Below are 19,045 nucleotides of genomic sequence, written 5' to 3' on the forward strand. Positions count from 1 at the left end.
TCCGGCCCGGGCATGTGCCGGGGTCACGGGCGTTCCAGTCGCTCCAGCCGCCGCAGGACGGTGCTGAGCACCGGCCCCGGAAGGGCGTAGTTCAGGCGCAGCGAACCCTGCCCGCCGGGGCCGAACTCGGCACCGTCGGAGGCCTCCAGTGCGCAGCGCTCCAGCAGCGCCCGGCGGGCGTCGGCGGGCGGCAGGCCGAGCGCGGCGGCGTCCAGCCAGAGCAGGTAGGAGGCGCGCGGGGCGGAGCGGACGGCGGGCCCGAGCCGGTCGGTCAGCCGGGTGCGGGCGGCGGCCAGGTGGGCGAGCAGCGCGTCCAGCCACGGGCCGCCCTCGCGCAGTGCCGCCCGCTGCACGGTCTGCTCCAGCAGACCGCCCTCCCAGAGGCCGTAGCCGGCCAGTGCCTCGGTGAACCGGGTGCGCAGCACCGGGTCGGGGACGAGGGCGAAACTGCTGGGAACGCCGGAGCAGTTGAAGGTCTTGCCGACGGAGTTGAGGGTGACGACGTGGGACCGGTGCTCCGGGTCGGCGGTGGTGACGGCGACGGGGTGGGCGCGGCCGGGGTGGGTGAGGTCGCCGTGCACCTCGTCCGAGACCAGCAGCGCGCCGCTCTCGGCCGCCCACGCGGCGAGACCGCGCACCGCGCCGATGGGCCACACGGTTCCGGAGGGGTTGTGCGGGTTGCTCAGCAGTACGGCGCCGGCGGGGCGGGGGAGCGGGCCGCGTGGGAGGCGGTAGCCGTTCGTGCCCAGGTGGAGCGGCAGCGCGCGGTACGGGAGGCCGGCCGCGCGGCAGAGCTGGGCGAAACCGCCCCATTCGGGGGTGGGGAAGAGGACGGGGGCCTGCGGCCTCGCCGTCTCCAGCAGGATGCGCAGCGCGGTGCGCGGGCCGCAGGGCAGCAGCAGGACCCAGTCCGGGTCCACCGCGGCGCCGTGCCGGGCGCGGTACCAGTCGGCCACCAGGGTGCGGCCGGCCGGGTCGCACACCGTGTAGCCGTACGCGCGGTGGTGGGCGCGCCGCTCCAGCGCCTCGGCGACGGCGGGCGGGCCGGGCAGGTCCATGTCGGCGAGGCCCATCGGGATCACCCCGGGGGCGTCCGCGCGGGCCCACTTGCTGCTACCGGTGCCGGTCCGGTCGAAGGGGGTGTCGAACCCGAAATCGAACCCGAAATCGGGGTCGAGGGCGGGGTCGAGGACGGGACCGGGGGCGGGGTCGAGGACGGGATCGGGACCAGGTCCGAGGTCGGGGGTGCTGCGAACAGATGACAGATTTCGAAATCTGTCATCTGTTCGCTGAAAGCTGTCGTCCGTCATCTGTTCGCCGCCATCCGTCGCCCGTCGTTCGCCAGGTGGGCGGCGAGCCCCCGCCGCCCCCGGCGCATCATCACCGCGTGGTTGAGCCGGAACAGCGGGTGCAGCGGCAGGGCGAGCCGGCGCAGCAGCGGCTTGCCGGGCCGGGTGTCCTCCTCGAACAGCACCCGGCTGCCCGCGCCGCCCGCGCCGCCCGCGCCGCCCGCCGCGTCCGGCGTCACCGTGAACCGGGACCACCCGGTCAGGTCGCCCCGCATGATCACCTCCAGCACCCCGGCGACCGGGTCGCGCCGGCTCGCCACGAGGCCGACCACCAGTCGGTAGGGCAGCAGGGCGCGGATCACCACGTCCCCGTGGTCCTCGCCGGTCGGCCGGACCTCGCGGATCTCCGGCCACCACAGCGGGTAGCTCCGCACGTCCTCCAGTGCCGCGTACACGGCGGGAGCCGGAGCCGCGAGCCGCCAGACGCCCCGGAATCGGTAGTGGTTGGGATCCACCACCCCACCCTAGTCGGGCCCGGCCGGTCCCAGGGGCGAACAGCGTTGGACCGTTGCCGAGTTGGTTCACGGCGTCGGTCCGAACCGGATGGCGGGCGGTCCGGTGGGGTTCGCCGTGTTGGAACGGTGCACTCCGCTTGCACGCGTTCGGGGTGCGGGGGAGGATCTTGTGTGCTTGTAGTCTCAACAGTCACAGCAGTGCCCCCCGGGTGCTGCCGTCCCAGAACCGGAGTGAAGGAGTCACAGGCATGCGGCGACCGAGCTGGGTACCGGAGGGTACGGACCTGGACAAACCGAACGCCGCGCGGGTCTACGACTACTACCTCGGGGGCTCGCACAACTTCGAGGTCGACCGGGAGATGGCCCGCAAGGCGATCGCCCTGTGGCCGGAGCTGCCCCAGATCATGCGCGCCAACCGCGCCTTCCTGCGCCGCGCCGTGACCTTCCTCGCCGAGCAGGGCGTCACCCGCTTCCTGGACATCGGCTCCGGCATCCCGACCTTCAGCGCGGTGCACGAGATCGCCCGCGAGATCCGCCCCGAGGCGAAGGTCGTCTACGTGGACCGCGACCCGGTCGCCGTCGCGCACAGCCGCCTGCTGCTGGAGGGGGACCCGGACAGCGCCGTCGTCCAGGCCGACCTGCGCGACGTGGCCGACCTGCTGGCCCGCCCCGAGGTCGCCGAGCTGCTGGCGGCCGGCGAGCCGGTGGCCGTGCTGCTGGTCGCCGTCGCCCACTTCGTCAGCGACGAGGAGGACCCGTGGAAGCTGATCGGCACGATCCGTGACGCCCTCCCGCCCGGCAGCGCGCTGGTGCTCTCGCACGCCGCCCTGGAGAGCCGCCCGGACCAGGCGGAGGACCACCAGAAGCTCTACCGGATGACGCCGACCCCGCTGACCATGCGCACCCACGAGCAGATCACCGCGATGTTCTCCGGCTTCGAGCTGGTCGAGCCGGGCGTGGTCCACCTGCCGCTGTGGCGTCCGGACCAGCCCGGGACGGTCGGCGAGCACCCCGAGCGGATCGCCGGGGTGGCGGGCGTGGGGATCCGCCCTTGAGCGGACGCGACGGACGGGGCACCGGCGGTCGTACGCCCGTCGGCGGTACGCCCGCCCACGGGACGCGTGGCAGCGGTCGCGGTGGTGGCGGCCGTACCCGCCGAGCGGCCGTCGCCGGGCCCGCCGGAGCCGGCGAGCACACCAGAGGAACCAGGTCCAGCAGATGAGTACCACCCCGGGGCGCGGCAACGCGGAGCGGTTCCACGAGGACTGGGCCCGGCTGCTCTCCGCCGACCACGGCATCGCCGTCCACCCCGGTCTGCTCGGCCGGCTGGTCGCGCGCACCGCCGCGCTGCTGCACCGGGCCCAGGAGAACGACCCGTTCGAGCCGCGGCTGGCCGCGCAGGCCGGCGCCGAGCTGGTCGACGCGCACTTCACCGACCCGGTCCTGCTGGCCCGGGCGGTCGAGCTGCTCCAGGCGCAGCCCGTCCACGACGACCGCGGCCCGGCTCTGACCGGCGCCTTCGCGGCCGGCTGGGCCGGCGCCCTGCGCGAGCGCACGCTGATCGAGCAGGAGGCGATCCGCACCGCCGCCGACGCCGCCCGCAAGGAGGCCGAGCGGGCCCTGCGTGCCTCCGAGGCCCGGTTCCGGGCGCTGTTCGAGAGCGCCGCGATCGGCATCGCCATCGGTGACACCGACGGCAACATCCTGGCCGTCAACAAGGCCGTGCAGGAGCTGTTCGGCGCGGGCCCGGACGACATGGTCGGGCGCCGGGTCGACGACCTCGTGCACCCCGAGGACACCCCGGGCGTGTGGGAGGCGTACGAGGAGCTGATCAGCGGCAAGCGCGACTACTTCCAGTTCGACAAGCCGTACTACCGCCAGGACGGCGAGGTGGTCTGGACCCACCTGACCGTCTCGCTGATCCGCGACGACGACGGCACCCCGCAGTACCAGGTCGCGATGCTGGAGGACGTCACCGACCGCTACCGGCTCCAGGAGCGGCTGCGCCACCAGGCCACCCACGACCCGCTGACCGGCCTGCCCAACCGCGCGGCCTTCTTCGAGCGGCTGGAGAAGCTGTTCGAGGAGCCCGAGCCGGGCGCCCGCTTCGGCCTCTGCTACGTCGACCTCGACGGTTTCAAGATCGTCAACGACAGCCTCGGCCACGACATGGGCGACCAGCTGCTGTCCGCCGTCGCCGCCCGGCTGAAGGCCGCCCTCAGCCCGCTCGGCCACCTGGTGGCCCGGCTCGGCGGTGACGAGTTCGTCGTCCTGCTGGAGAGGTGCCGGGGCGAGCAGGAGGCGGTGGCCGCCGCGAAGACCGTGCTCAAGGCGCTCTCCGGGCCGGTGCTGATCGGCGACCACAAGCTCGCCGTCGGCGCCAGCGTCGGCGTGCTGGAGCGGCGGGTGTCCACCACCACCCCGGGCGCCGCCGTCCGCGCCGCCGACCTCACCCTGTACCGCGCCAAGGAGGCCGGCCGCGGCCGCTGGACGCTGTTCGACCCCAAGGAGAACGCCCGCGCGGTCAGCCGCTACGCGGTGTCGGTGCGGATGCCCGCGGCCCTCGACCGCGGCGAGTTCTTCATCGATTACCAGCCGCTCTACCGCCTCGCGGACGGCCGGCTGGCCGCCGTGGAGGCGCTGGTGCGCTGGCGCCACCCGCAGCTCGGCGTGCTCGGCCCGGACGAGTTCGTCACCACCGCCGAGGAGACCGGGCTGATCATGCCGCTCGGCCGCTGGGTGCTGGAACAGGCCTGCGGCCAGGCCGCGGACTGGATCAAGCGGTACGGCGACGCCGCGCCGCAGCTCAACGTCAACCTGGCGGTCCGGCAGGCCCGCAGTGCCGCGCTGGTCACCGACCTCGGCCGGATCCTCGACGGCACCGGACTGGACCCGGCCCGGCTGCAGCTGGAGATCACCGAGTCGACCGTGGTCGGGCCCGAGGACGAGGCGCTGCGCACCCTGCACGGGCTGGTCGACCTCGGGGTGTCGCTGGCCGTGGACGACTTCGGCACCGGCTGGTCCAACCTCGCCTACCTGCGCGACCTGCCGGTCTCCGGGCTGAAGATCGCCGGCTCCTTCGTCGGCGACCTGCACGAACCGGGGAAGGACGAGTCCACCGGCTGGCGGATCGTCAGCGGACTGGTGTCGATGGCGCACGCGCTCGGTCTGAACGTCACCGCCGAGGGCGTGGAGACCCGCCGGGACGCGGAGCGGCTGCGGACCATCGGCTGCGACTGGGCGCAGGGGTGGCACTTCGGACGCCCGGTGCGGCCCGAGGAGATCGCCCGGCGGATCGTGGAGGAGCCGGCGGGGCGCCCGGTCGGCTAGCGCCGGGGGAGCTCGGTTGCCGGCTCTCGCCAGTCGCCCGCCGCTGCTCAGCCGACCAGCCGGGAGAGCTCGATCGAGTGCCCCGTCCGCTCCACCTTCGCCCGCAGGTAGCGGACGTTGCTGGCCGACAGGTGCACGCCCGTCGGCACCCGGTGTCGCACGGTGATCCCCAGCTCGGCCAGCTGCGCCGCCTTGTCCGGGTTGTTGCTCAGCAGGTCGATGTCCGTGGTGCCGAGCGCGGCGAGCATCTGGGCGGCCGCGCCGTAGTTCCGGCCGTCCTCGGGCAGGCCGAGCGCGGTGTTGGCGTCGTACGTGTCCAGGCCGGAGTCCTGGAGGGCGTAGGCGTCCAGCTTGTTGTAGAGCCCGATGCCGCGGCCCTCCTGCCGCAGGTAGAGCAGGTAGCCGCCGGCCTCGCTGATCCGCTCCACCGACTCGCGCAGCTGCGGCCCGCAGTCGCAGCGGTCCGAGCCGAAGACGTCGCCGGTCAGGCACTCGGAGTGCAGTCGCACCAGCGGGGTCCCGCCCTCGGGGACCGTGCCGAGCGCGAGCGCCAGGTGTTCGGCGCCGTCGGAGAGGCCGTGGAAGGTGAAGGTCTCCGCCTCGGCGCGGTAGCCGTCGGGGAAGGTCAGCGGGATGCGCACGCGCGAGCGCACCGTGGCGGAGCCGGGCTGCGGCATGGGTGGGCCTCCGAGGGTCGGGGGGTGGACCGGGACGAACCGGGCGGGTTCGACCGGACCCGGACGGATCGTGGTGGATCGGAGGTCGACCGTACTAGGTAGTTCCAATTTGAACAACTAGTGGCCGGTGGGACGGGGCTCGACCGCGGTGGCGTGCGACGCCCCGTCGGCCCCGGTCGCACCGAGCAGGCTTTCCAGCATGTGGATGGCGCGGGACCCGCGGTGTGGACACTGCGAGACTTGCGCCGTTTCCTGGGCACGTCCCCCAGGCCCGCCGGGACACCGCGCACGCCCAACGACGACCACGGAAGGGTCCTGACCAGATGCCGATGACCCCCGCCAACTCCCACTCCTCCCTCACCGCCTCCCCCGGCTCCTCCCTCGAAGCCGAGCAGCGCGCGACGGCGGCGCTCTACGCCGACGTCGTCCGCCGCAACCGGGGCGAGGACGAGTTCCACCAGGCCGTCCACGAGGTGCTGGAGACCCTCGCTCCGGTGCTCGCCCACCGCCCCGAGCTGCTCGACGCCCGGATCATCGAGCGGATCTGCGAGCCCGAGCGGCAGTTGATGTTCCGGGTGCCGTGGACGGACGACTCCGGCGACATCCACGTCAACCGCGGCTTCCGGGTGGAGTTCAGCAGCGCCCTCGGGCCGTACAAGGGCGGGCTGCGCTTCCACCCCTCGGTGAACCTCGGGATCGTCAAGTTCCTCGGCTTCGAGCAGATCTTCAAGAACGCGCTCACCGGCCTGCCGATCGGCGGCGGCAAGGGCGGCTCCGACTTCGACCCCAAGGGCCGTTCGGACGCCGAGATCATGCGGTTCTGCCAGTCCTTCATGACCGAGCTCTACCGCCACCTCGGCGAGTACACCGACGTGCCGGCTGGGGACATCGGCGTCGGTGGCCGGGAGATCGGCTACCTCTTCGGCCAGTACAAGCGGATCACCAACCGGTACGAGAGCGGTGTGCTCACCGGAAAGGGCCTCGGCTGGGGCGGCGCGCAGGCCCGCACGGAGGCCACCGGCTACGGCTGCGTCATGTTCACCTCCGAGATGCTGCACAGCCGTGGTGAGAGCCTGGAGGGGCGCCGGGTGGTCGTCTCCGGGTCCGGCAACGTCGCGGTCTACGCGATCGAGAAGGCGCAGCAGCTCGGCGCGACCGTGCTGACCTGCTCCGACTCCTCCGGTTACGTGGTGGACGAGAAGGGCATCGACCTCGACCTGCTCAAGGAGGTCAAGGAGGTCCGGCGGGGCCGGGTCTCCGACTACGCCCGACTGCGCGGTGGCCACGTCCGGTTCGTCGAGGGGCCGGGGGTGTGGAGCGTCCCCGGTGACGTCGCCCTGCCCTGCGCCACCCAGAACGAGTTGGCCGAGGCCGACGCGCTGGCCCTGGTGCGCAACGGGGTGCTGGCCGTCGCCGAGGGCGCGAACATGCCCACCACCCCGGAGGCGGTGCGGGTCTTCCAGGAGGCCGGGGTGGCCTTCGGCCCGGGCAAGGCGGCGAACGCGGGCGGCGTCGCGACCAGCGCCCTGGAGATGCAGCAGAACGCCTCGCGCGACTCCTGGAGCTTCGAGCACACCGAGGAGCGGCTGGCCGGGATCATGAAGCACATCCACGACTCCTGCTTCACCACCGCCGAGCGGTACGGCCACCCGGGCAACTACGTGGTCGGCGCGAACATCGCCGGCTTCGAGCTGGTCGCGGACGCGATGCTGGCCCAGGGCCTGATCTGAGCCGTCGTCCGTCGACTGCCGTCCGTCGACTGCCGTCCGTCGACTGCTGCCTGTCGACTGCCGTCCGTCGACCGCCGTCACCCGGCGATCGGTGACCCGACCGGAGCGGGCACCGATTGTCGGGTGCGGCAGGGTGGGTCCTTCCTACGGTGAACATCAGCAAGGGAAGGACGGGGGTCGGTGTGCTGGAGCACCTGAACCGGGCGATGGACCGGATCGAACAGGACCTGGACCGTGAGGTCGAGGTGGCCGAGCTGGCGCGGATCGCGATGACGTCGGAGTATCACTTCCGGCGGTTGTTCTCGATGCTCGCCGGGATGCCGCTGTCGGAGTACGTCCGGCGTCGGCGACTCACCGTCGCCGGGGCCGAAGTCCTGGACGGCGAGCGGACGTTGCTCGACATCGCGGTCCGGTACGGGTACTCCTCGGGCGAGGCGTTCGCCCGGGCGTTCCGGGCCATGCACGGAGTCGGTCCGGGTGAGGCCCGGCGCGACGGTGCGGTGCTCGTCTCCCAGCCCCGGATGTCCTTCCGACTCGTCGTGGAGGGAAGCAGCAGCATGGAATACCGGATCGTCGAGAAGCCGGACTTCCGGATCATCGGCAAGAAGGCCCGGGTCACCCTGATCTACCAGGGGATCAACCCGGGGATCGCCGAGTTCATCAAGGGGCTCGGCAAGGAGACGGTCGAGCGGATCGCGGCCCTGTCCGGGGGCGACCCGGCCGGGATCCTCTCGGTGAGCGACGACTTCTCGCCGAACCGCGAGGAGGGGTCCGAACTCGACTACTGGCACGCGGTGGTGGCACGCGAGGGGGCTGCCGTCCCGGCCGACCTGGACGTGCTCGACGTCCCGGCCGGCACCTGGGCGGTGTTCACCAACACCGGGCCGTTCCCGCAGGCCCTGCAGGAGATGTGGGGAGACGTGGCCAGCCAGTGGTTCCCGTCCAACCCGTACGAGGCGCGGCCGGGCCCGGAGATCCTCCAGCTCCGGCCCGTACCGGGGACGGTCGACGCGGAGGCGGAGCTGTGGATCCCGGTGGCGCGGGCCGTGCGGAGCTGACGGGCGGCGGCGGCAGCCGACGGACAACCGACAACCGACAACCGACAACCGACAACCGAAGACCGACAACCGACAGCCGATAACGGATAACCGATAACAGATGACAGCTGACAGGTTTCGAAATCTGTCAGCTGTCATCTGTTCGTCCACCCCGCCCACCCCATTCGGCCCACCACCGCCCGCCAAGCTCCGCTCCCGCCCCGCATGCTGGGGCAGGAGGTGCGGGGGCCGAGGCGCCGAAAACCCGGGAGTTCCCGAGCAAGCTGCGAGGACAGACGTCATGAAGCAGACCTCCGTGACCACCAACGCCCCCTGCTGGACGGAGCTGGGCACCTCCGATCCGCCCGCCGCCCTGGCCTTCTACACCGAGATCTTCGGCTGGCAGGTGGACGACACGGCCCGCCCCGGGGACGGCGACTACGCCCAGATGCTGGTCGGGGGAGTCCCGGCCGCCGCCATCACCCCGCGCTACGCCCCGCAGCAGCCGATCGCCTGGACGGTCTGCATCGCGGTCGCCGACGCCGACGCCACCGCCGCGCGGGTCAAGGAGTTCGGCGGCCGGATCCTGAAGGACCCCACCGACGTCTCCGACTTCGGCCGCTTCTCGGTGACCGCCGACCCCTCCGGCGCGGTGCTCATCCTCTGGCAGGCCCGCGCCTTCCGGGGCGCCGGGGTGTTCAACGAGCCCGGCTCGCTCGGCTGGGTGGAACTGCTCACCCGTGACCCGTCCGGCGCGCTCGCCTACTACCCGAAGGTCTTCGGCTGGTCCGTCGCCCCCTCCGAGCACTACCCCCAATGGGGCGTGGACGGCCGGGACTTCGGCGGCATGCTGACGATGGACGACCGCTTCCCGCCCCAGGTGCCGCCGCACTGGCTGCCGTACTTCGCGGTCGCCGACGTCGACAACACCGTCAGCCGGGCCGCGGCGCTCGGCGGGGACGTCCTGATGCCCGCCACCGGCGTGCCGGGAGGCCGGCGGATCGCCGTGCTGCGCGACCCCCAGGGCGCCGCGTTCGGCGTCTACACCGCCGGCGTCGAGGGCTGAGCGGCCCGCCGGACGACGCGCGAGCGACGCCACCCGGCCACGGCCACCAGCGCCGCTCCCGCGCTGACCAGGAGCGCCCCGAGCGGCACCACGTCGCCGATCCGGTCGTACCAGGTCAGCGTCCCGGGCGCGGTGAGCGGCAGCCGGACGCTCAGCACGCCGGTGCCGCCGGTACCGAGCCGGGCGAGCTCCCGGCCCTGGGCGTCGAAGGCGGCCGAGACCCCGGTCAGCGAGCCCTGTACGGCCGGTCGGCCGGTCTCGGCGGCCCGGATCGCCGCCAGCGAGACGTGCTGCTCGGGCGCCCAGGTGTGCTGGAAGGTCGAGGTCGAGGACTGGTAGACCAGCACCCGGGCACCGTCCCGGGCGGCGGTGCGGGCCATGTCGGGGAAGGCCGACTCGAAGCAGATCAGCGCCCCGACGGGCAGCGGCGCGCCCGCCCGGTCGGTGGCGGGCAGGACGTGGAAGGACGTGCCGGGTGCCCGGTTCTCGCCCGCGGCCCGGCTGACCCCGGCGATCCAGCCGAGCACCGGCCGCAGCGGGATGTACTCGCCGAACGGCACCAGCCGGATCTTGCGGTAGCGGTCCACCACGCCGGCGGGGGAGACCAGCACCGCGTCCTTGGAGATCCGCCCGTCCGCCTTGCGCGCGTCCTCCCCGGCGACGACCTCGGCGCCGGTGGTCGCGGCGAGTCGGCGCAGCGTGTCCAGCGCGGCCGGGTCGCGGTCCAGGTCGGCGGTGCTGCTGCTCTCGCCCCACACGACCAGGTCCACCGGCTGTCCGACGAGTCCGGCCGTGATCCGCGCGCTCGCCTCGAACCGGACCTGTGGGTCCTCCACGATGCCGGGCTGGACCAGTGCGACGGTCACGGCCCCGTCCGCGGCGGGCGCCTCGCGCAGCGCGAACAGCAGCGGACCGCAGGCCAGCACCAGCACGACGGACCCGGCGGCGAGGGCCCGCGGCCGCCAGTGCACCGCGGTCAGCGCGATCAGCACCCCGGTGTTCACCGCCGCCACCGCCGCGCTGACCAGCCAGATCCCGCCGGCCGAGGCCAGCGCGAGGACCGCCGGGTGCTGCCACTGGGTGGCGCCGAGCAGCGCCCACGGGCCGCCGAGCGCCGGCCAGGAGCGCGCGTACTCGGTGGTCACCCAGACCGCCGGCACGACCAGGAGCGCCAGGAGTGCCCGAGGAGCGGACAGCTGAGGGTGCAGCAGCCGGTGCACGGTGTACCCGACGCCGCTCTGGAGCGCCCCGAACAGCACCGCGAGCACCGGCAGTCCCGGCCCGATGGACGGGACCAGCCAGCACATCGCGGTCAGGATGAACCCCGCGCCGAACCACCAGCCGCGCACCGCGGCCTCCCGGCCCGACGGCGCCCGCTGCATCAGCAGCAGTCCGGGCACGAGCGCGATCCAGGCCAGCCAGGCCTGCCCGGCCGACGGGAACGCCAGCACGGGCACCGCCCCGCACGCCACCGCCCCCACCCGCCCCCGGTACCGGTGCGGCGCGTGCGGCTCCCGTTCCCCGGTGGCACTCGTGCTCGGGGCCGGGCTGGTGGGAGCGGAGCGACGCGACATGACTCGCATTGTCCGCCGGGAGGGCGTGCACCACCAGTACGCCGGGGGGCGGCTCGGCGAGGCCGCCCCCCGGTCCCGCGCCGGAGGTCAGTCCTCGCCGCCCTCCAGGTCCCCCTCGGTCTCCAGGAACGCGGCCTGCAGCTGCTCGATCAGCTTCGGGTCCGGCTGCTCCCACAGCCCGCGGCTCGCCGCCTCCAGCAGTCGCTCGCTGATCCCGTGCAGCGCCCAGGGGTTGGCGCCCGCCAGGAACTCCCGGTTGACCGGGTCCAGGACGTACTCCTGGGTCAGCTTCTCGTACATCCAGTCCGCGACCACGCCCGTGGTGGCGTCGTAGCCGAACAGGTAGTCCACCGTCGCGGCCATCTCGAAGGCGCCCTTGTAGCCGTGGCGGCGCATCGCCTCCATCCAGCGCGGGTTGACCACCCGGGCGCGGAAGACCCGGGCGGCCTCCTCGGTCAGGGTGCGGGTGCGGACCGTCTCCGGACGGGTCGAGTCGCCGATGTAGGCGGTCGGCGCCTTGCCGGTGAGCGCGCGCACCGTGGCCACCATGCCGCCGTGGTACTGGAAGTAGTCGTCCGAGTCGGCGATGTCGTGCTCGCGGGTGTCGGTGTTCTTCGCGGCGACGGTGATCCGCTTGTACGCGGTCTCCATCTCCTCGCGCGCCGGGCGCCCGTCCAGCCCGCGGCCGTACGCGTAGCCGCCCCAGACCGTGTACACCTCGGCCAGGTCGGCGTCGGTGCGCCAGTCCCGGCTGTCGATCAGCTGGAGCAGACCCGCCCCGTAGGTGCCCGGACGGGAGCCGAAGACCCGGACGGTGGCCTTGCGCTCGTCGCCGTGCACGGCGAGGTCGGCCTGGACGTGGGCGCGCACGAAGTTCGTCTCGGGGGACTCCTCCTGGGCGGCGGCCAGGCGCACCGCGTCGTCCAGCAGCGCGACCACGTGCGGGAAGGCGTCCCGGAAGAAGCCGGAGATGCGCAGGGTGACGTCGATGCGCGGGCGGCCCAGCTCGGCCGGCGGGATCGGCTCCAGACCGGTGACCCGGCGGGAGGCGTCGTCCCAGACCGGGCGGACGCCGAGCAGGGCGAAGGCCTCGGCGATGTCGTCGCCGGCGGTGCGCATCGCGCTGGTGCCCCAGAGCGAGAGCCCGACCGAGGGCGGGTAGGCGCCGTCGTTGTCCGCGCGGTAGCGCTCGACCAGCGAGGTGGCGAGCGCCTGGCCGGTCTCCCAGGCGAGCTTGCTGGGCACGGCCTTCGGGTCGACGGAGTAGAAGTTGCGGCCGGTCGGCAGCACGTTGACCAGGCCGCGCAGCGGCGAGCCGGACGGGCCGGCCGGGACGAAGCCGCCCTGGAGCGCGTGCAGCACGGCGTCCAGCTCGTCGGTGGTGGCGCCCAGCCGCGGCACCACCTGGGTGGCGGCGAAGGCCAGCACCTCGCGGACGGCGGGCTGGACGGCCTCCGGCAGCCCGGCGGTGACCTTCTCCACCGCCTCGGGCGCCCAGTCCTCGGCCTCCATCGCCTCGACCAGGGCGCGGGCCCGGGCCTCGGCCGCGTCGGTGGCGCCCAGGGTCAGCGCCGCCTCGTCCAGGCCGAGCGCCTCGCGCAGACCGGGCAGGGCGCTGACGCCGCCCCAGATCTGCCGGGCGCGCAGGATGGCGAGCACGATGTTGACCCGGTCGGTGCCGACCGGGGCCTGGCCGAGGACGTGCAGACCGTCGCGGATCTGGGCGTCCTTGACCTCGCAGAGCCAGCCGTCGACGTGCAGCAGGAAGTCGTCGAAGCCGTCGTCCTCGGGGCGCTCGTCCAGGCCGAGGTCGTGGTCGAGCTTGGCGGCCTGGATCAGGGTCCAGATCTGGGCGCGGATCGCCGGCAGCTTGGCCGGGTCCATCGCGGCAATGTTGGAGTGCTCGTCCAGCAGCTGCTCCAGGCGCGCGATGTCGCCGTAGGAGTCGGCGCGGGCCATCGGCGGGACGAGGTGGTCGACGAGCGTGGCGTGGGCCCGGCGCTTGGCCTGGGTGCCCTCGCCCGGGTCGTTGACCAGGAAGGGGTAGACCAGCGGCAGGTCGCCGAGGACGGCGTCCGGGCCGCACTCGGCGGACAGCGCGGCGGTCTTGCCGGGCAGCCACTCCAGGTTGCCGTGCTTGCCGAGGTGGATCACCGCGTGGGCGCCGAAGCCGCCGTCCTCCTGGGCGGCCTCGATCCAGCGGTAGGCGGCCAGGTAGTGGTGGCTCGGCGGCAGGTCGGGGTCGTGGTAGATGGCGACCGGGTTCTCGCCGAAGCCGCGCGGCGGCTGGATCAGCACGAGCAGGTTCCCGGAACGGATCGCGGCCAGCACGATGTCGCCGTCCGGGTTCTGCGAGCGGTCGACGTACAGCTCGCCGGGGGCCGGGCCCCAGTGCTCCTCGACCTGCTCGCGCAGGGCCCGCGGGAGGGTGGCGTACCAGCGGCGGTAGTCGGCGGCCGGGATGCGCACCGGGTTGCGGGCCAGCTGGTCCTCGGTGAGCCAGTCCTGGTCGTAGCCGCCGGCCGCGATCAGGGCGTGGATCAGCGCGTCGCCCTCGTGGCCGCTCTCGCCGTCGTCGAAGGCGGGGAGGTCGTTCCCGAGGTCCATGCCCTCCGCGCGCAGCCGCTCCAGCAGCCGCACCGCACTGGCCGGGGTGTCCAGGCCGACGGCGTTGCCGACCCGGGCGTGCTTGGTCGGGTACGCGGACAGCACCAGGGCGAGGCGGCGCTCGGCGGCCGGGACGTACCGCAGCCGGGCGTGCTTGACGGCGGTGCCGGCGACCCGGGCGGCGCGCTCCGGGTCGGCGGCGTAGACGGTGAGGCCGTCCTCGTCCAGTTCCTTGAAGGAGAACGGGACGGTGATCAGGCGGCCGTCGAACTCCGGAACCGCGATCTGGGTGGCGGTGTCCAGCGGGGACAGGCCGTCGTCGCTGGCCTCCCACTGGGCGCGGGACCAGGTGAGGCAGAGCGCCTGGAGGATCGGCCGGTCGAGCGCGGCCAGCGCGCCCGCGTCCCAGGCCTCCTCGTCCCCGCCGGCCTGGGCGTCGGCCGGGCGGGTGCCGCCGGCGGCGAGCACGGTGGTGACGATCGCGTCGGCCTCGCCGAGCGCGGCCAGCAGCTCGGGCTCGGCGCCGCGCAGCGAGGCGCAGTAGTACGCCCGGGCCTGGGCGCCCTGGTCCTCGACGGCCCGGCAGAGCGTTTCCACGAAGGCGGTGTTGCCGCTCATGTGGTGGGCGCGGTAGTAGAGCACCGCGACGGTCGGGCCGTCGTTCGTACGGGTTTCGCGCTCCAGCGGGCCCCAGGCCGGGGCGGAGGCGGGCGGGGCGAAGCCGTGGCCGGTCAGCAGCACGGTGTCGGAGAGGAAGGCGCCCAGCTCGGCCAGGTTGGCCGCGCCGCCGTGGGCCAGGTAGGCGTGCGCCTCGGCGGCGATGCCGGCCGGCACGGTGGACAGCTCCATCAGCTGGGCGTCGGGGGCCTGCTCACCCGTCAGCACGACGACCGGGCGGGGGCCGGCCAGCAGCGCGTCCAGGCCCTCCTGCCAGGCGCGGCGCCCGCCGAGCAGGCGGACCACGACGAGTTCGGTGCCCTCCAGCAGCGCGGGCAGGTCCTCGGGGGCGAGCCGGGCCGGGTTGCCGAGCCGGTAGCGCACCGGGCCCTCGGAGGCGCGGGCGCTGAGCAGGTCGGTGTCGGACGTCGACAGCAGCAGGATCATGCGAAGGCCCTCCCGGCCTCGTGGGTGGCCAGGTCGGCCGGGATCTGGGCCGGGGCGGCCGTGATGGCGGCCGGAACGGCCGGGCGGTCGACCGGGGTGGTCGTGGCGGCGGCCGGAACGGCCGTGGTGACGGCCGAGGACGCGGGCGCGGGCATGCGACAGCGCTGGAACATTTCTGCCTTCCTCGGGGTCCGCGCCCCGGGCCGGTGGAGGACGGCAGGAGTTCCTGGCTCCCGCGGCCGACCGGTCTACCGGTGAACCGCGGTCACAGTGGCGGGACCGCACCGGGTTCGCACCGGTTTCCTCCCCTGCGCCGTCGCTGGCGTGTGGGCGGCCTGTCGGGACCGCCCGTCAGCATCGTACGGGGTACGGCTGACCTGGGGGAGGGTGAGCTTTCGGACGTTCCGGCACGCGAGGTGGGGCGGGGCGGTGGCGACGCGGCGGCGAGGCACCGGCGTCGCCGAGGGCGAGGCCGGTGGTGAGCTCCGTGGTGAGCGTGCCGGTGGGCTCGGTGGCGACGCCGGGGTGTGATGCAGCGGACGGAGGCAAGCGATCGGATCATCTGTATGCTCGCCGCCATGTCACCGACACCCGACGCCACCGCGCCGGGCGCCGCAGGACCCGACCGGGAGGTGCCCGACCGGGAGCGTGCGGACGCCTGTCCCGGAGCGCTTCGTCTGCATGCGGCCGACGACGGCGCCCTCGCCCGGATCCGCCTGCCCGGCGGACTGCTGACGGGCCGTCAGGCCCTCGCGCTGGCCGAGGCGGCCGAGGCCCTCGGCGACGGCGAACTGGAGACCACCTCGCGCGGCAACGTCCAGCTGCGGGGCCTGGCCCCGCACTGCGCGGCCGAGCTCGCCGACCGGCTGCGCGCCGTCGGACTGCTGCCCTCCGACACCCACGAGCGGGTCCGCAACATCGTCGCCTCGCCGGCGGCCGGACTGGACGCCGCCGAGGGCCCCGGCAACGCCGAAGTGCAGGCCTGGGTGCGGGAGTTGGATGCGCGACTGTGCGCGAGCGACTGGGCCGCCGGACTCTCCGGCAAGTTCCTGTTCGCGCTGGACGACGGACGGGGCGACGTCGCCGCGCTCGACGCCGATGTGACATTGATCGCAGGCCCGGACGGTGCCCGGCTGCTGCGCCTCGGGCGCGACGACCACGGGCACCCGGTCGAGGCCGGGCAGGAGGTGACGGCCGTACTGGACGCGGCCCGCTCCTTCCTGGCGGCGCTGCGGACCAGCGGGCGCAAGGCCTGGCACCTGCGCGAGGTCCCCGGACTGCTGCCGGCCGGCTCGGTGCCGCTGCCCGCCTTCGCCGGCGCCGCGCCCGTCGTCGGCGCGCTGCCCGGCGGCCTCTCGGTGGGGCTGCGCTTCGGCCGGGCGAGCGCCGCGCAGTGGCGGACGCTGGTCGAGGCCTCGGCCGGCGAGCTGCGGCTGACCCCCTGGCGCGGGGCGGTGCTGCCCGGCGCTCCGGCCGACCGACTGCCCGTGCTCGCCGCGGCCGGCTTCCGCACCGGAGCCGGCTCGGCCTGGGAGCGGGCCACCGCCTGCACCGGGCTGCCGGGCTGCGCCAAGTCGCTGGCCGACGTCCGTACGGACGCGGCCCGGGCGCTGGACTCCGGTGCCACTGCGGGAGCCCGTGCCGTGGCCGGAGCCGGTGCCGCTGCGGGAGCCGGTGCCGGCCCCGGCGGCCTGCTGCCCGTCCACTGGTCGGGCTGTGAACGGCGCTGCGGCCACCCGGCCGGGCGGTGGGTGGACGTGCTCGCGACCGGGCACGGCTACCGGGTGACGGTGAACGGCGCGGGAGCCGGTGCGACGGCTGCCGCCGCGCCGGCCGTCAAGGATGCGACGAGCGTCGACGTGACGAACGAGGAGATGGCCGAGGCGGTCGCCGAGGCCAGGAGGACCACGAAGTGATCGAGTACGAGAAGGACGGCGCGTCCATCTACCGCCAGTCCTTTGCCACCATCCGTGCGGAGGCCGATCTGGCCGCCCTCCCGGCGGACGTCTCCCAGGTCGCGGTGCGGATGATCCACGCCTGCGGGATGGTCGACCTGGTCGAGGACCTGGTGTACTCGCCCGGCGTGGTCGCCTCCGCGCGCGCCGCGCTGCACGCGGGTGCGCCGATCCTCTGCGACGTCAACATGGTGGCGAGCGGTGTCACCCGCAAGCGGCTGCCCGCCGACAACGAGGTGATCTGCACCCTCACCGACCCGTCGGTGCCCGAACTCGCCCGGAAGATGGGCAACACCCGCAGCGCCGCGGCCATGGAGCTGTGGCTGCCCCGACTGGAGGGCGCGGTGGTCGCCGTCGGCAACGCGCCGACCTCGCTGTTCCGGCTGCTGGAGATGATCGAGGCCGGCGCACCGCGACCGGCCGCGGTGATCGGCGTCCCGGTCGGCTTCATCGGCGCCGCCGAGTCCAAGCAGGCCCTGGCCGAGCACCCGTCCGGCCTGGAGCACCTGGTGGTGCGCGGCCGGCGCGGCGGCAGCGCGATCGCCGCCGCCGCCGTCAACGCGATTGCGAGCGAAGAAGAGTGACGGAGCACGTGACCGAGCAGCAGAACGCCACGGGCCGGCTGTACGGCGTCGGGCTCGGCCCGGGCGACCCGTCGCTGGTGACCGTCCGGGCCGCCGAGCTCATCGGCAAGGCCGACGTGGTGGCCTACCACAGCGCCCGGCACGGGCGGTCCATCGCGCGTTCGATCGCCGAGCGGTACCTGACGGGCGGCCAGGTCGAGGAGAAGCTGGTCTACCCGCTCACCGTCGAGACCACCGACCACCCGGGCGGCTACCGCGGCGCGCTGGACGACTTCTACGAGGAGGCCGCCGCCCGGCTGGCCGCCCACCTGGACGCCGGGCGCGACGTGGTGGTCCTCGCCGAGGGCGACCCGCTCTTCTACGGCTCCTACCAGCACATGCACAAGCGGCTCGCGCACCGCTACCCGACCGAGGTGGTGCCGGGCGTGACCTCGCTCAGTGCCGCCGCCGCCCGGCTCGGACAGCCGCTGACCGAGGCCGAGGAGACGCTCACCGTCATCCCCGGCACGCTGCCCGAGGAGGAGCTGACGGCGCGGATCGCGGCCGCCGACTCGGCCGTGATCATGAAGCTGGGGCGCACCTTCCCGACCGTCCGCCGGGCCCTGGAACGGGCCGGGCGGCTGGCGGACGCGCAGTACGTGGAGCGGGCCTTCATGACGGGGGAGCGGGTCGCGCCGCTCGCCGAGGTCGACGAGGAGACGGTGCCCTACTTCTCGGTCGCGGTGCTGCCGAGCAAGGTCGCGCCGCTGGAGCCGGAGATCCGGCTGTCGGACGGCGTCGGCAGCGTGACCGTGGTCGGCACCGGGCCGGCCGGCCCCCTCTGGCTGACCGCCGAGGCGCGCGGCGCGCTGTCCGAGGCCACCGACCTGGTCGGCTACACCACCTACCTGGACCGGGTGCCGGAGCGGCCGGGGCAGCGGCGGCACGGCTCGGACAACAAGGTGGAGTCGGAACGTGCCGAGTTCGCCCTGGACCTCGCCCGGCGCGGGCGCCGCGTCGCGGTGGTCTCCTCGGGTGACCCGGGGGTGTTCGCGATGGCCACCGCGGTGCTGGAGGTCGCCTGCGAGGAGGACTACCGGGACGTCCCGGTCCGGGTGCTGCCGGGGATGACCGCCGCCCACGCGGCCGCTTCCCGGGCCGGCGCCCCGCTCGGGCACGACTACGCGACGATCTCGCTCTCGGACCGGCTCAAGCCCTGGGACGTGGTGGCGAAGCGGCTGCGTGCCGCGGCCGAGGCGGACCTGGTGCTCGCGCTGTACAACCCGGGCTCGAAGTCCCGGACCACCCAGGTCGGGCTCGCCCGGGACCTGCTGCTGGAGTACCGGTCGCCGCAGACCCCGGTGGTGATGGCCCGCGACGTCGGCGGCCCGACCGAGCGGGTGCGGATCGTCCGGCTGGGCGAGCTGGACCCGGCCCTGGTCGACATGCGGACCATCCTGCTGATCGGCTCCTCGCAGACCCAGGCGGTCGAGCGGAGCGGCGGCGTGGAGGTCGTCTGGACGCCGCGGCGGTACCCGGAGGAGTGACGGATGACGGATGACAGCGAACAGGTTTCATCATCTGTTCGCTGTCATCCG

Annotated in this window: 14 protein-coding genes and 1 riboswitch; of the genes, 8 read left to right on the forward strand and 6 right to left on the reverse strand. The window is 74.1% G+C overall.

What is annotated here, in order from left to right:
• Window positions 1-23: 23 nt before the first annotated feature.
• Together ABZ449_RS01960 and ABZ449_RS01965 are read right to left on the reverse strand one after the other, a co-directional pair.
• The gene (locus ABZ449_RS01960) at window positions 24-1,073 is read right to left on the reverse strand and encodes an aminotransferase class I/II-fold pyridoxal phosphate-dependent enzyme (RefSeq protein WP_360338468.1); all 1,050 of its coding nucleotides are present in this window, start codon (window positions 1,071-1,073) and stop codon (window positions 24-26) included.
• Window positions 1,074-1,306: 233 nt separating this feature from the next.
• Window positions 1,307-1,804: an SRPBCC family protein gene (locus ABZ449_RS01965; protein WP_360338471.1), complete on the reverse strand. Its 498-nt coding sequence runs from the start codon at window positions 1,802-1,804 to the stop codon at window positions 1,307-1,309.
• Between the two features lie 248 nt (window positions 1,805-2,052).
• Between ABZ449_RS01965 and ABZ449_RS01970 the strand changes: the two genes are divergently transcribed.
• Window positions 2,053-2,859 carry an SAM-dependent methyltransferase gene (locus ABZ449_RS01970; RefSeq protein WP_360338474.1) on the forward strand — a complete coding sequence of 269 codons (807 nt, stop codon included), beginning with the start codon at window positions 2,053-2,055 and terminating at the stop codon, window positions 2,857-2,859.
• Window positions 2,860-3,022: 163 nt separating this feature from the next.
• Window positions 3,023-5,134, forward strand: a complete 2,112-nt coding sequence (locus ABZ449_RS01975) for an EAL domain-containing protein (protein WP_360338477.1) — start codon at window positions 3,023-3,025, stop codon at window positions 5,132-5,134.
• A 47-nt stretch (window positions 5,135-5,181) separates the two neighbouring features.
• Here the strand turns inward: ABZ449_RS01975 and ribA are convergent, their stop codons facing one another.
• The gene (gene ribA, locus ABZ449_RS01980; protein ID WP_360338480.1) at window positions 5,182-5,811 is read right to left on the reverse strand and encodes a GTP cyclohydrolase II; all 630 of its coding nucleotides are present in this window, start codon (window positions 5,809-5,811) and stop codon (window positions 5,182-5,184) included.
• A 323-nt stretch (window positions 5,812-6,134) separates the two neighbouring features.
• Between ribA and gdhA the strand changes: the two genes are divergently transcribed.
• The 3 genes from gdhA (at window position 6,135) to ABZ449_RS01995 (ending at window position 9,644) form a co-directional block, all read left to right on the forward strand.
• Window positions 6,135-7,541 carry an NADP-specific glutamate dehydrogenase gene (gdhA, locus tag ABZ449_RS01985; RefSeq protein WP_360338483.1) on the forward strand — a complete coding sequence of 469 codons (1,407 nt, stop codon included), beginning with the start codon at window positions 6,135-6,137 and terminating at the stop codon, window positions 7,539-7,541.
• 182 nt (window positions 7,542-7,723) lie between these two features.
• Window positions 7,724-8,599 carry an AraC family transcriptional regulator gene (locus tag ABZ449_RS01990; protein ID WP_360338486.1) on the forward strand — a complete coding sequence of 292 codons (876 nt, stop codon included), beginning with the start codon at window positions 7,724-7,726 and terminating at the stop codon, window positions 8,597-8,599.
• 280 nt (window positions 8,600-8,879) lie between these two features.
• Complete coding sequence (locus tag ABZ449_RS01995; protein ID WP_360338489.1) at window positions 8,880-9,644, forward strand: VOC family protein; 765 nt, start codon at window positions 8,880-8,882, stop codon at window positions 9,642-9,644.
• On the opposite strand, the gene lnt is transcribed toward ABZ449_RS01995, so the two are convergent.
• From lnt to ABZ449_RS02010, 3 genes are all read right to left on the reverse strand, one after another.
• Complete coding sequence (gene lnt / locus ABZ449_RS02000) at window positions 9,620-11,218, reverse strand: apolipoprotein N-acyltransferase (protein WP_360338492.1); 1,599 nt, start codon at window positions 11,216-11,218, stop codon at window positions 9,620-9,622. The two genes, ABZ449_RS01995 and lnt, sit on opposite strands and share 25 nt — an antisense overlap.
• A gap of 87 nt (window positions 11,219-11,305) precedes the next feature.
• Complete coding sequence (gene cobN, locus ABZ449_RS02005) at window positions 11,306-14,929, reverse strand: cobaltochelatase subunit CobN (protein ID WP_360338495.1); 3,624 nt, start codon at window positions 14,927-14,929, stop codon at window positions 11,306-11,308.
• Complete coding sequence (locus ABZ449_RS02010; RefSeq protein WP_360338498.1) at window positions 14,926-15,102, reverse strand: hypothetical protein; 177 nt, start codon at window positions 15,100-15,102, stop codon at window positions 14,926-14,928. Before ABZ449_RS02010 ends, cobN begins: the two co-directional genes overlap by 4 nt.
• 47 nt (window positions 15,103-15,149) lie before the next feature.
• Window positions 15,150-15,235, reverse strand: a riboswitch (cobalamin riboswitch).
• Window positions 15,236-15,507: 272 nt separating this feature from the next.
• Between ABZ449_RS02010 and ABZ449_RS02015 the strand changes: the two genes are divergently transcribed.
• The 3 genes from ABZ449_RS02015 to ABZ449_RS02025 are packed head-to-tail and all read left to right on the forward strand — an operon-like array spanning window position 15,508 to window position 18,994.
• Window positions 15,508-16,845, forward strand: a complete 1,338-nt coding sequence (locus ABZ449_RS02015; protein ID WP_360338501.1) for a hypothetical protein — start codon at window positions 15,508-15,510, stop codon at window positions 16,843-16,845.
• The gene (locus tag ABZ449_RS02020; RefSeq protein ID WP_360338504.1) at window positions 16,842-17,468 is read left to right on the forward strand and encodes a precorrin-8X methylmutase; all 627 of its coding nucleotides are present in this window, start codon (window positions 16,842-16,844) and stop codon (window positions 17,466-17,468) included. Before ABZ449_RS02015 ends, ABZ449_RS02020 begins: the two co-directional genes overlap by 4 nt.
• Window positions 17,469-17,476: 8 nt before the next feature.
• Window positions 17,477-18,994 (forward strand): precorrin-2 C(20)-methyltransferase, encoded by a 1,518-nt coding sequence (locus ABZ449_RS02025; RefSeq protein WP_360338507.1) that lies wholly within the window; start codon window positions 17,477-17,479, stop codon window positions 18,992-18,994.
• Window positions 18,995-19,045: the final 51 nt, after the last annotated feature.

It is taken from the genome of Kitasatospora sp. NPDC005856, from assembly GCF_040629945.1.
Classification (GTDB): domain Bacteria; phylum Actinomycetota; class Actinomycetes; order Streptomycetales; family Streptomycetaceae; genus Kitasatospora.